This window comes from Pseudomonas fjordensis (assembly GCF_976987115.1).
The window spans coordinates 4,990,097-5,002,572 of sequence record NZ_OZ336860.1; the positions used below are offsets into that span (position 1 = coordinate 4,990,097).

Consider the following 12,476-nt stretch of genomic DNA (forward strand, 5'->3'; position numbering starts at 1 on the left):
GGGCGGCATTCCCACGCAGAGCGTGGGAACGATCAGTGACAGGGGAGTGGGCGATGTCGGTGAGCAACAACGGAACGCCAATCAGGCTAAGCTGCCCAACACCTGTCCTCTTGATAAGAAGTGATCAGCACCATGGGTAGAGTTGTTGCGGCTGCCGTTTACAGCGCCGGTAAGAAAGTCTCGGATATTACTCTCGATGAAGGCGCGGCCTGGGCCGCCAAACCTGGGCACTTTGTGTGGATCGGCCTGGAAGAACCCAGCGCTCAGGAACTGAACAACCTGCAACGCCAGTTCAACCTGCACGAACTGGCGATCGAAGACGCCATGGAAAAACACAGCCGTCCGAAGCTGGAAACCTTCGGCGACGCGCTGTTTATCGTCACCTACTCACCGGTGCGCGAGAACGGCAAGCTGGAGTTTATCGAAACCCATATCTTTGCCGGCAACGGCTACATTATCACCGCACGCAACGGCCACTCGGCGTCCTACGGTTTTGTGCGCCAGCGTTGTGAGGCGCGCCCGTTGTTGCTGGAGCATGGGGAAGATTTCGTACTCTATGCGCTGCTGGATTTTGTCACCGAAAACTATCAGCCGGTGAGCGAGGCGATCCACGCCGAGATCGATGAGCTGGAACGTAACGTGCTGTGCAGTTCACTCAACGAGCGTGATATCCAGCATCTCCACGGCCTGCGCCGCGATGTGTTGCGGCTCAAGCGGCATGTGGCACCCATGGTCGAGATCAGCCAGGAGTTGCAGAAGCTCAGCTTCCCGTTTATCGACAAGAACATGCGCCCGTATTTTCGTGACGTGCAAATCCACGTTACGCGGCAGATGGAAGACCTCACCACCTTGCGCGATATAGCCAGCCAGACCATCGAGATCGGTGTGCTGCTGGAGGCCTCGCGCCAGAGCGTGGTGCAGCGCAAGTTCGCCGCGTGGGCGGCGATCCTGGCGTTCCCCACGGCGGTGGCGGGGATTTATGGGATGAACTTCCAGAACATGCCCGAGCTGCAATGGCACTACGGCTATTTTGCGGTGCTCGGGTTTATTACCCTGGGCTGTACCGGTTTATGGGCCAGCTTCAAGCGTTCGGGCTGGCTTTAAGCCTTGGCTTCAGGCTGATGCGCAACGAAGCGCATCATCCATTCCGCCACGGTTACGCCGTGGTGGTCGCGTTCCAGGCTGGCCACGCCGTTGCTGTAGACCTTTTCACCCAGGGTTGTCTGAAGGATTTCCAGCAACTCGCGGGAATAGTCGTGAACAAACTCCGGATGGCCCTGGAAGCACAGCACCTGGTCGCCGATGTGGTACGCGGCAAACGGGCAGAATTCGCTGGAGGCGATGACCGTGGCATTGTCCGGCAATGTAGTGACTTGGTCCTGGTGGCTGATCAACATCCTCAGTTCAGGCACCTCTGGGCTCATCCACGGGGCCTTGGCGTCCAGCTTGTAGTCGTGGGTGCCCATGCCCCAGCCCTGGCTGGCCCGTTCGGCCTTGCCGCCCAGCAGCAGCGCGAGCAATTGATGGCCGAAGCACACACCCAGCAGCTTGTCGCCACGCTCATAGCGCGTGAGCAGGTAGGTCTTGAGGGTCTGGATCCAAGGGTCGGTCCCGAACGAATCGGCCTTGCTACCGGTGATCAGGTACGCGTCAAACACTTCGTCATCCGGCGGGTATTCGCCCTGCACCACGTTGTAGACCACAAACTCGGCGGCAATCGGTTGCTTGGCGAACAGGCGCTTGAACATCTGCCCATAGCCTTGGTACTCATCGATCAAAGCGGGACGCAGAATATCGGTTTCCAGGATGCAGACGCGTAGCGACATAAAAAATACCTGACACGGCGATGGGAATATTGCACACCCCAGAGCCTGCCCTGAAATCCCCCCCCAAAGCAAGCCCTCAATGGGCGCCCCCACACACTTTAGGAGCGAGCTTGCTCGCGAAAAACGTCAACGATAACGCAGGTATCCTGGATAAAAAGCGTTGCCTGTACGTTCTTCGCGAGCAAGCTCGCTCCTACAGTGAAGCGTTTAAAACAGTGCGCCTTTTGCGGCTTTTTCCAGTAATAACGCCGGTGGCGAGAAGCGCTCCCCGTACTCCTCGGCGAGGTAGCGGGCGCGGGCGATGAAGTCGTTCAGCCCGTACTGGTTGATAAACTGCAACGCGCCGCCACTCCATGCAGCAAAGCCGATGCCGAAGATTGAACCAACGTTGGCGTCCGCCGTGGACATCAACACGCCCTCCTCCACGCAGCGCACGGTTTCGATGGCTTGGATAAATAGCAAGCGGTCACGTACATCCTGGGCTGAGATTTGCTTGCCAGGCTGTTCGAACCGGGTTTTCAGCTCAGGCCACAGGTGCTTCTGGCCGCCAGCGGGATAGTCGTAAAAACCAGCGCCTGCCGCCTTGCCCGTGCGCTTGTATTCGTTCACCAACAGATCGATCACCGCCGTCGCCGGGTGGTTCGGCATGGCCTTGCCTTCGGCCTGCAGGTCCTTGGCCGTTTGCTGTCGGATATGGCTCATCAGGCTGAGGGACACTTCATCGGACACCGCCAGCGGCCCCACTGGCATCCCGGCCTTGCGCGCTTCGGTCTCGATCATCGGCGCAGCCACACCTTCGCCAAGCATGGCGATGCCTTCGTTGGTAAAGGTGCCGAATACCCGCGAGGTGAAAAAGCCGCGACTGTCGTTGACCACAATCGGGGTTTTCTTGATTTGCAGTACGAAGTCAAACCCTCGGGCCAGGGTTTCGTCGCTGGTGCGCGCGCCCTTGATAATTTCCACCAGGGGCATCTTGTCCACGGGGCTGAAGAAGTGCAGGCCGATGAACTTGGCTTGATCGGGCACCGCCGTGGCCAGGCCGCTGATGGGCAAGGTGGAGGTGTTGGAGGCGATCACAGCATTGGCCCCCACCACGTTTTGCGCCGCAGCCGAGACCTTGGCCTTGAGTGCGCGGTCTTCGAATACGGCCTCGATGATCAGGTCGCAGCCGGCCAGGTCGGCGTCATCTTGGGTAGGATGAATGCGCGCCAGGGTGGTTTCGCGCTGTTCGGCGGTCAGTTGCCCACGGCTGACCTTCTTGTCCAGCAATGCAGCCGAATGGGCTTTGCCTTTTTCGGCGGCGGCCAGGGTGATGTCTTTGAGCACCACCTCGATACCCGCACAGGCACTGACATAGGCGATGCCCGCCCCCATCATCCCGGCGCCGAGCACACCGATCTTACGCGTGACGTAGGGCGCATAGCCCTGGGGGCGTGAGCTGCCGGCATTGATTTGGTTGAGCTGGAACCAGAAGGTGCCGATCATGTTTTTTGCCACTTGCCCGGTCACCAGCTCGGTGAAGTAGCGGGTTTCGATCAGGTGAGCGGTGTCGAAGTCCACTTGGGCGCCCTCGACGGCGGCACAGAGGATTTTCTCCGGCGCGGGGAAGCAGCCCTGGGTCTTGCTGCGCAAAATCGACGGTGCAATGGCGAGCATCTGCGCGACTTTAGGGTGGGACGGCGTGCCGCCGGGAATCGCGTAGCCCTTGTTGTCCCAGGGTTGCCTGACTTCGGGATTAGCCAGAACCCAGGCGCGGGACTGGGCCAGCAATGCCTCGCGATCCGCCGCCAACTCGTCAATCAAGCCTGCTTGCAGGGCCTGGGCAGGCCGGACTTTTTTACCTTCGAGCAGATACGGCAAGGCTTTTTCCAGGCCGAGCATGCGCACCATACGCACCACGCCACCGCCCCCAGGCAACAGGCCAAGGGTCACTTCCGGCAAACCCAGTTGCACGGACTTGTCGTCCAGCGCGACCCGGTGGTGGCAGGCCAGGCAAATCTCACAACCACCGCCCAGGGCCGCACCATTGATCGCAGCCACCACCGGTTTGCCGAGGGTTTCCAGGCGGCGCAATTGCGCTTTCAACACCAACACGCTGTCGTAGAACGCCTTGGCCTGGGCTTTGTCGACCTTGATCAGCTCATTGAGGTCGCCGCCGGCAAAAAAGGTCTTCTTGGCCGAGGTGATCACCACCCCGGCGATCTCGTCCTTTTCCGCTTCCAGGCGCGTGAGGGTGGCCGCCATGGCTTCACGGTAGGCGGCGTTCATGGTGTTGGCGCTCTGGCCGGGCATGTCGAGGGTCAGCACCACGATCTGGTCCTGGCCTTTTTCGTAACGAATGGCATCGGTCATGACAAATTCCTTAGGCTCAGAGGCGTTCGATAATGGTGGCGATACCCATGCCACCGCCGACACACAAGGTGGCCAGGCCGTAGCGTTGCTGGCGCACCTCCAGCTCGTCGAGCAAGGTACCGAGGATCGCGCAGCCGGTGGCGCCCAAGGGGTGGCCCATGGCGATGGAGCCGCCGTTGACATTGACCCGTGCGGGGTCGATGCCCATGTCCTTGATGAACTTGAGCACCACCGAAGCAAAGGCTTCGTTGACTTCGAACAGGTCAATGTCTTCAACCCGCAGGCCGGCCTTGGCCAGCGCCTTGCGAGTGGCCGGTGCAGGGCCGGTGAGCATGATGGTCGGGTCGGTGCTGGTCACCGCCATGGCGACAATGCGCGCACGCGGTTGCAGGCCCAGCTCGCGGCCTTTGGCCTCGGAGCCGATCAGCATCAGCGCGGCACCATCCACGATCCCGGAGCTGTTGCCCGGTGTGTGCACATGGTGGATGCGCTCCACGTGGCTGTAGACCCGCAGCGCGGTGGCGTCGAAGCCCATCTGGCCCATCATTTCGAAGCTGGGCTTGAGCTTGCCCAAGCCCTCAAGGGATGAATCGCCACGGATAAATTCATCATGGTCCAGCAGCACGATGCCGTTCTGGTCGTGCACCGCGATCAGCGACTTGTTGAAGGAACCGTCTGCCCGCGCCCTGGCGGCTTTCTGCTGGGACTGTAGGGCAAAGCTGTCGACATCCTGGCGCGTGAAGCCTTCCAGGGTGGCGATCAGGTCCGCGCCAATGCCTTGGGGGGTAAAGTGGCTGTGCATATTGGTTTGCGGGTCGAGTACCCAGGCGCCGCCATCGCTGCCCATGGGCACGCGGGACATGGATTCGACACCGCCAACCACCACCAGCTCTTCGAAGCCGGAACGCACCTTCATCGCCCCCAGGTTCACCGCTTCCAGGCCCGATGCGCAGAAGCGATTGACCTGCACACCGGCCACGCTGATGTCCCAATCTGCCACCAGCGCGGCGGTCTTGGCGATATCGGCGCCTTGGTCCCCCACCGGTGTGACGCAGCCCAGGACGATGTCATCCACTTGGCGGGTGTCGAGGTCGCTGCGTTGCGCCAGCGCCGTAAGCAGGCCAGCCACCAGGTTTACCGGCTTGACGCTGTGCAGGGCACCGTCCGCCTTGCCTTTACCCCGGGGCGTGCGTATCGCATCAAAGATCAAAGCTTGGGTCATGACATCCTCGAACCGCTGTGGGTGTGTGCCCCTACCTTAGGCCCGATTGACACGGTTTCAATGACGGATGCGCTCATTGCTTTTGACCCCCTCGCTCGGACGAACGGTAGGTCCCTATGGGAAAACCCTGATTAATCGTTTTAGCGGTCTAGCCCTAGGGTTGGCGCCAAGATGGCAATAAGCCTCATGCCGTTTTTAGCGCAAATACTTATTAGCTGATATGAAATGGGTCTAAGCCAGAAAGAACGGGCGCTCTAAGGTTGAACCTGTAAGACGCTGCTGCCGGGTTTTGCTGGAGCAGCTGTAAGAAAAGTGCAACGTCACCTCGCGATACTGGATACAACGGCACGCATTTGACGCTCAGGAATAACAACAAAAGAAAAGGCAGTCAGCCATGTTCAAACAATCGAAAGTACGTCAGGCGGGACTTATTCTGTTCGCCACCACCCTGATTCTGATCTTGCCCAATTTACCCAAGGTTATTGGGTGACGATTGCGCTCCCACCTGTGGTGAACGCACCGCACCAGGCCAGCCGCTTTTGGCAGCACCTGCCAGGATATTGCGCTTAGCGCGCCTGTTGCAGGGGCTGTCTTTTTACCTGCCGTTTTCCGTTATCGTGTGCGCCCTTACTCTCTTGCAACGGGCCTGTGCCTTGAAACCGATCCTCGCCCTTTTTGCCCTGCTGCTCAGCCTGCCTGCGGCGGCGGCACCCTTGACCATCGAGCTGGACCACAGCCAAAAGACCTGGCAGACCGCCGAGTTGCTCAAGCACCCCGACGCTCAGACGGTGCAGATCGTCGATGATGTGTCCTACAAGCGCACCATGACCTATCGCGCGGTGCCCCTCGCGGTGCTCTTACCGGGCCTTAAGCCTGCGAACCACCTGCAAGCCGTTGCCCTTGATGGTTTTGCCGCCGAACTTGCCGCCGCGCCGTTACTGGAAAAAAACGGCGCCCGCGCCTGGCTGGCCGTGGAAGACCCGGCGCATCCATGGCCACCGCTGGCGCAAGGCAAGCCCAGCGCCGGGCCGTTCTATCTGGTCTGGACCCACCCTGAAGCCGGGCATATCAGCCCCGAACAGTGGCCGTTCCAGGTCTCCAGGTTCAAGCAGTTGCAGACGGTTGGCGAGCGTTTCCCGGCGTTATTGCCCGACCCGAAGCTGGCGCCGAACGACCCGGTCAACCAAGGCTTTGCGTTGTTCCAGAAAAACTGCCTGGCGTGCCATCGCCTCAATGGCGGCGGTGATGCCCAGATGGGCCCGGACCTGAATGTGCCCTACAACCCCACCGAGTATTTCAGCGGGGATTTCCTCAAGCGTTATATCCGCGATCCGCAAAGCCTGAGGCATTGGCCACAGGCGAAGATGCCGGCGTTTACAGCCAGTGTATTGCCAGACAATGAGTTGGATTTGCTGGTGGGGTACCTGCGGCATATGGCGGGCCGCAAACAGCAACCTTGAGCCTGCGCTGTATCGATCGTTCCCACGCTCCGCGTGGGAACGCCTCTTGTGACGCTCTGCGTCACGCTTTGGGACGCGGAGCGTCCTCGGCTGCATTCCCACGCAGAGCGTGGGAACGATCAAGCAACGCAGAGCGCGGGGGCGATCATTGCTGCGGCGCCACGAATACCTTGGCATGCATCTGCTCATGCCCACCGCCACGGCGCATGCCGCGTACCGGGCAGGCGTCGAGGTAGTCCAGGCCCACGGCCAGCTTCAAGTGCCGCTCCGGCCGCGCCAGTTGGTTGGTTACGTCAAAGCTGTACCAGGCGTCATCCAGCCAGGCTTCGGCCCAGGCATGGCTGGCCAGGTGCGTGCTGTCTTCGGTGTACAGATACCCCGACACATACCGCGCGGGGATCCCCAGGCTGCGGGCGCAGGCCAGGAACGCATGGGTGTGGTCCTGGCACACCCCGGCGGCACCTGCAAAGGCCTGGGCGGCGCAGGTATCGACGTCGGTCGCGCCAGGGGTGTAGGCCATGGTGTGGTTAAGCGCCAGCATCAGGTCGATAAGCGCCGTGCGGTCGCGACGCTGATGGCAGTGTTGTTCGGCAAAGCCGCGCAGGGCGTCGTCGGGCTCGGTGAGGCGCGTGGCGCGCAGGAACGGGAAGGCAGACTGGCTTTCGTGTTCGGCCTCGCGCAACTCATCGATCTCCACCACGCCCCGGGCGCCAATGATGATGGCGTCATGGGGCTCGTCCAGGGTGAGCACATGCAAGATATTACCGAAAGGGTCCACCTGGGCCCGCACCGGGCGTGGCAGGTCGAGTTGCCAGCTCAGCACGTGCTGGCGCTCGCTGTCATGGGGTGTCAGGCGCAGGTACTGGATGCTGGCGCGCACCTGGTCTTCGTAGTGGTAGGTGGTGTCGTGGCTGATGGAGAGTCTCATGCCGCCTCCAGGTAGGAACTGTAGATGGCGTCGCCCAACTGGCGGACCAAGGGGATAAAGTCGGTCAGCCAGGCATGCAGGCCTTCCTCGAGGATTTCGTCGATGGCGGTAAAGCGCAGGCGCGCATCCATCTCGGCGGCCAGGCGCTGGGCCGGGCGGCCGTTGATGCCGGGCAGGCTGGCGAGGATCTGGTCGATCTCTTCGCTGCAAGCGCGCAGCGAACGCGGCACATCGGCGCGTAACAGCAGCAGCTCGGCCACTTGCCGAGCCCCCGGTGCATCGCGATAAATCTCGGTGTACGCCTCGAATGACGACAGGGCGCGCAGCAACGCACTCCATTGGTAATACGCGTGAGCCGTGCCATCGCTGACCGCCTCAGCCTGTTCGCCGGCCATTTCGTAGCGGGCATCCAGCAGGCGCAGGGTGTTATCGGCGCGCTCAATGAAGGTGCCCAAGCGAATAAAGCGGAAGGCATCGTTGCGCATGATGGTGCCGTAAGTGGCCCCGCGGAACAGGTGTGAACGCTCCTTGACCCACTCACAAAACCGGCTCATGCCGTAGTGGCTCAGCCCCTGCTGGGCGATATCGCGAATGTCCAGCCAGGTGGCGTTGATGTTTTCCCACATGTCGGCGGTGATGCGCCCACGCACCGCATGGGCGCTGGCTCTCGCGGCACCGAGGCAGCTGTAGATGCTGGCCGGGTTGGCCGCGTCCAGCGCAAAAAAATGCAGCAGGCGCTCGGCATGCAGTTCGCCATGAAGGGCGTGGTAATCCTCCAGCGTGCCGGTGATCAATAACGGCATGGCCAGTTCATGTAGGCCATCGCCGCGCCCGTCCTGGGGCATCAGCGACAGGGAATAGCTGACATCGAGCATGCGCGCGAGGTTTTCGGCGCGTTCCAGGTAGCGCGACATCCAGTACAAATCCGAGGCAGTTCTACTCAACATGGCATCAGTCCTCGACCACCCAGGTGTCTTTGGTTCCGCCGCCCTGGGACGAGTTGACCACCAGCGAGCCTTCGCGCAGCGCCACGCGGGTCAGGCCACCCGGTACCACGCGAGTCTCCTTGCCGGACAACACGAAGGGGCGCAGGTCGATGTGGCGCGGGGCGATGCCGTTTTCGACAAAGGTCGGGCACGTGGATAAACACAGGGTCGGCTGCGCGATATAAGCGTGTGGCTTGGCCTTGATACGCGCCCGGAACGCTTCGATTTCTGCGGTTGTAGACGCCGGGCCGACCAACATGCCGTAACCACCGGAGCCTTGGGTTTCCTTGACCACCAGGTCGGGCAGGTTGGCCAGTACGTGGGACAACTCGTCAGGCTTACGGCATTGGAAGGTCGGAACGTTCTGCAGGATCGGTTCTTCGTCGAGGTAGAAACGGATCATCTCGGTAACGAACGGGTAAACCGATTTATCGTCCGCGACTCCGGTGCCAATGGCATTGGCCAGCACCACATTGCCGCAACGGTAAGCAGCGAGCAGGCCGGGTACACCGAGCATGGAGTCCGGGTTGAAAGCCAGCGGGTCAAGGAACGCATCATCGAGGCGACGGTAGATCACATCGACAGCCTTGGGCCCGTCGGTGGTGCGCATGAATACACGGTCATCGCGCACAAACAAATCTGCGCCTTCGACCAACTCCACGCCCATCTCTCGGGCCAGGAAGGCATGTTCGAAGAACGCGCTGTTGAAACGCCCGGGCGTCAATACCACCACACTGGGGTTATCCAGGGGGCTGGCGCTTTTGAGGGTGTCGAGCAGCAGGTTGGGGTAATGGTCGATGGGTGCGATGCGCTGGGCCGCGAACAGTTCGGGGAACAGCCGCATCATCATCTTGCGGTCTTCGAGCATGTAGCTGACACCGCTGGGCGTGCGCAGGTTGTCTTCGAGCACGTAGTACGTGCCGTCGCCATCGCGTACGAGGTCGACCCCGGAGATGTGCGAATAGATATCGCGGTGCAAATCCAGGCCCTGCATTGCCAGTTGGTATTGTTCGTTGGCCAGTACCTGTTCGGCAGGAATGATGCCGGCCTTGATGATGCGTTGGTCGTGGTACAGGTCGGCGAGGAACAGGTTCAGCGCCTTGACCCGCTGGATGCAACCGCGCTCGACAATCCGCCATTCACTCGCCGGAATGCTGCGGGGGATGGTGTCGAAGGGGATCAGGCGCTCGGTGCCTTGTTCGTCCCCGTAGAGGGTGAAGGTGATGCCGGCGCGGTGGAACAGCAAATCGGCTTCACGCCGACGCTGAGCCAGCAGTTCGGCAGGGGTATCGGCCAGCCAACGGGCAAACTCGCGGTAATGGGGGCGAACCTGCCCTGCCCCATCGTACATTTCATCGTAATAAGTGCGGATCATGCCGTACTCCTTGTCACCCGGACGCAAGAACCTTCGCAAGGCCCGTGCCAGCGGCATAAACACTTAATAATCAATCAGTTAAATAATCCCAGCGCAAGCAGCGCACCGTCCTGGTGCGCGCAGTTGCCTGGGGCAGACCGTGCGCTTCATTGCAATGCGGTCTTTGGCTATCAACAGCATAGTCAGAGTTGATTTCACTGCCCGCCTGCACATACGGATAATCGCCCACATCGGTTGAACAGGACACGTCCTACAGCCAAACCCTTTGCACATTCAGTAACGTGTTAATTCGTGTACTGATGCCTCTTCAGTCTTCCCTTTCCGCCACCCTATCCGGGTGGCTTTTTTTTGCGCGTAAAACGGCAGTTCCCTTTGCGATGACCGCCCAAACAAAATCGGCCGACCCAAAGGTCAGCCGATACGCTGTGCTGCTCATAAATACCAACTACATGGGTAACCCACGCACCTCCTGCTTGACGCCCCATCCCTCGATAATCCCACCCAGGGGCTCCACCACTGCCTCAAAGTCTTGCTCGAAATCTCCTATGCCGTCGTAGGTTGCGAACATGATTTTGCTCAGTTCCAGGTACCAGGCGCCATCGTCGCGCGCGCTGACCTGGGCATTGAGGGACTCCCCACGAAATCGACCCGCAGCCCTGCGCGCCCGTTCCTCATCCGGGAAAATGGCGTAGAACTCGATGGGGTGAAAACGCGAGAAATCAAAGCCGCCTTCTTTCATGCGGCGCAGTACGTTGGTGCTGATGTCTTCTTGATAGGCTGTGCTCATGAAACGTCCTCCTCAAACCGATGGATAGACTTTCCGTGCTTCCTGAAGCCCCGCGCCCTGCTGGCGCGGGCACCACGGCATAACAACGCCGCAGGAAAACAAGCATGTAGCTGACAAGACCAGACCTTAGCGATTCATTCGCTGATCTCGATTGCAGAGTAGCGCGAAGCTATCACCTCCACCAGAGGTGCTCGTGTGGCGTGTGAAAAATGTTTAGACGGAGGGAGAAATATCGAGAATCTGGATACTGTTCTGATCTTTGAGAATCTTGACCGTCGGCTCGGGTTTACGGCCTTCCAGGTCATTGAGATCGAGTTCGGCAGCAATCGGCACCAGCTTCGCACGAATCATATGCGCAGCGTCTTCGAGGCTGGGCTTTTGTTCGCAGGTGAACTGCTGCACGGACTTTTCACCGTGATCATCAACGAAGGTAATTTGCCACGTTTGCATCGGTGCCTCCTCGATAAAACCCATAGGTGGGCTTACAAGTATCTGGACCTTGGCGGCGCGCAAAACGTTCCGCTCAAGCCCGGAGGCACCGGATCAACTGCACTTATTTTTCAGCGTGTTCTTTCAAGGCTTTCAAGGTGTTGAACGGCGCGTCCACCACGAACTTGTTGGCCAACCACGAAGGTACGCTGCCGCCTGGCTCGGTGTGTACCTGGTAGGTGACTTCGGTCTGGTTATCGCCCTTTGGCACCAGTTTCCAGAAACCCTCCACCTGGGCGACCCGCACGTAGCCTTTTGCTTCGGGCTTGTAGGTCGGCACACCTTCCAGTTTGCGCGTGACGGTGCCGTCTGCGGCTTTGGTGGTGGTGACGTGGATGTACGAGTCGCGGTCCGTCACGGGGAACGGCGCCTTGAACTGGGTGTAGGTCCAGGCCTCGTCGCCTTTCTTGTCGACGAGTTTCTGGGATTTGCATTCGTGGATCCATGCGCAAGCACCGGCCACATCTTCCTGCAGCGCCTGGACCTTGGCCAAAGGCGCCTTGATCAGAGTCACACCGCGATACGCCTTGTACTTGGAACCGGCAATCTCGCTCAGGGACACCTTGATACCGTCTTCGTCCTTGGCGACTTGCCAATCTTCAGCCTGGGCAGTGGCCGCAAACAACAGCGTAAAACCGCACAGCACAGCCACTCGTTTCAGCGAACCCATCATTGTATTCCTTATTGTTGAAGTTCCGATAGTAAAGCCCATCAAGCCGCCGTCATCTGTTCCCACCAGCCGATCAGCCGGATGGCATCGGCCTGGTCGTTGCCACAGACGTCGATATCCGCCTTGAAATCACTGCACACGGCGGGCCGCTGCGGTTGACCGAACAACTGGCACAGTTGTTCCGCCGACAGGTGCACGCAGCGAACGCCAGCGGGTTTGCCCAGGGGCATTCCCGGCAATGGTGAACTGATGGAGGGGGCAATGCAGCATGCGCCACAGCCTTCACGGCATTTCATGACCAGCAGGTCCTCGACGACTCAATAGGGATGGCCGGGCTAGAGTACGCCCTTAAACAGCCGTTTTAAAATGGCCCAACAGGGG

12 protein-coding genes are annotated in these 12,476 nt (G+C 60.1%); 2 read left to right on the plus strand and 10 right to left on the minus strand.

Annotated elements, in window-relative coordinates; genetic code table 11:
• Positions 1 to 132 precede the first annotated feature (132 nt).
• Positions 133 to 1,104, plus strand: a complete 972-nt coding sequence (locus ACWHXD_RS22720; protein ID WP_003193449.1) for a magnesium and cobalt transport protein CorA — start codon at positions 133 to 135, stop codon at positions 1,102 to 1,104.
• Here the strand turns inward: ACWHXD_RS22720 and ACWHXD_RS22725 are convergent.
• From ACWHXD_RS22725 to ACWHXD_RS22735, 3 genes are all read right to left on the minus strand, one after another.
• Positions 1,101 to 1,826, minus strand: a complete 726-nt coding sequence (locus ACWHXD_RS22725; protein ID WP_032895712.1) for an amidotransferase — start codon at positions 1,824 to 1,826, stop codon at positions 1,101 to 1,103. The two genes, ACWHXD_RS22720 and ACWHXD_RS22725, sit on opposite strands and share 4 nt — an antisense overlap.
• Before the next feature lie 207 nt (positions 1,827 to 2,033).
• Entirely contained in the window at positions 2,034 to 4,178 is a 2,145-nt protein-coding gene (locus ACWHXD_RS22730; RefSeq protein ID WP_138762379.1) for a 3-hydroxyacyl-CoA dehydrogenase NAD-binding domain-containing protein, read from the minus strand.
• 16 nt (positions 4,179 to 4,194) lie between these two features.
• Positions 4,195 to 5,400: an acetyl-CoA C-acetyltransferase gene (locus tag ACWHXD_RS22735; protein ID WP_138762380.1), complete on the minus strand. Its 1,206-nt coding sequence runs from the start codon at positions 5,398 to 5,400 to the stop codon at positions 4,195 to 4,197.
• A gap of 653 nt (positions 5,401 to 6,053) precedes the next feature.
• Here ACWHXD_RS22735 and ACWHXD_RS22740 point away from each other — a divergent pair.
• Positions 6,054 to 6,860, plus strand: a complete 807-nt coding sequence (locus ACWHXD_RS22740; RefSeq protein ID WP_032897809.1) for a c-type cytochrome — start codon at positions 6,054 to 6,056, stop codon at positions 6,858 to 6,860.
• Between the two features lie 145 nt (positions 6,861 to 7,005).
• Here the strand turns inward: ACWHXD_RS22740 and ACWHXD_RS22745 are convergent, their stop codons facing one another.
• The 7 genes from ACWHXD_RS22745 to ACWHXD_RS22775 form a co-directional block, all read right to left on the minus strand.
• Complete coding sequence (locus ACWHXD_RS22745; protein WP_098950639.1) at positions 7,006 to 7,788, minus strand: transglutaminase family protein; 783 nt, start codon at positions 7,786 to 7,788, stop codon at positions 7,006 to 7,008.
• On the minus strand, positions 7,785 to 8,735 hold the full coding sequence (locus ACWHXD_RS22750) for an alpha-E domain-containing protein (protein WP_098950638.1): 951 nt from the start codon (positions 8,733 to 8,735) through the stop codon (positions 7,785 to 7,787). Before ACWHXD_RS22750 ends, ACWHXD_RS22745 begins: the two co-directional genes overlap by 4 nt.
• A gap of 4 nt (positions 8,736 to 8,739) precedes the next feature.
• Complete coding sequence (locus tag ACWHXD_RS22755) at positions 8,740 to 10,149, minus strand: circularly permuted type 2 ATP-grasp protein (protein WP_032895706.1); 1,410 nt, start codon at positions 10,147 to 10,149, stop codon at positions 8,740 to 8,742.
• Between the two features lie 445 nt (positions 10,150 to 10,594).
• The gene (locus tag ACWHXD_RS22760; protein ID WP_003193463.1) at positions 10,595 to 10,936 is read right to left on the minus strand and encodes a ribonuclease E inhibitor RraB; all 342 of its coding nucleotides are present in this window, start codon (positions 10,934 to 10,936) and stop codon (positions 10,595 to 10,597) included.
• A gap of 213 nt (positions 10,937 to 11,149) precedes the next feature.
• Positions 11,150 to 11,386: a hypothetical protein gene (locus tag ACWHXD_RS22765; RefSeq protein WP_014719530.1), complete on the minus strand. Its 237-nt coding sequence runs from the start codon at positions 11,384 to 11,386 to the stop codon at positions 11,150 to 11,152.
• Between the two features lie 103 nt (positions 11,387 to 11,489).
• Complete coding sequence (locus tag ACWHXD_RS22770) at positions 11,490 to 12,095, minus strand: START domain-containing protein (protein ID WP_032895704.1); 606 nt, start codon at positions 12,093 to 12,095, stop codon at positions 11,490 to 11,492.
• A gap of 41 nt (positions 12,096 to 12,136) precedes the next feature.
• Complete coding sequence (locus ACWHXD_RS22775) at positions 12,137 to 12,391, minus strand: YkgJ family cysteine cluster protein (protein ID WP_047711588.1); 255 nt, start codon at positions 12,389 to 12,391, stop codon at positions 12,137 to 12,139.
• Positions 12,392 to 12,476 lie beyond the last annotated feature (85 nt).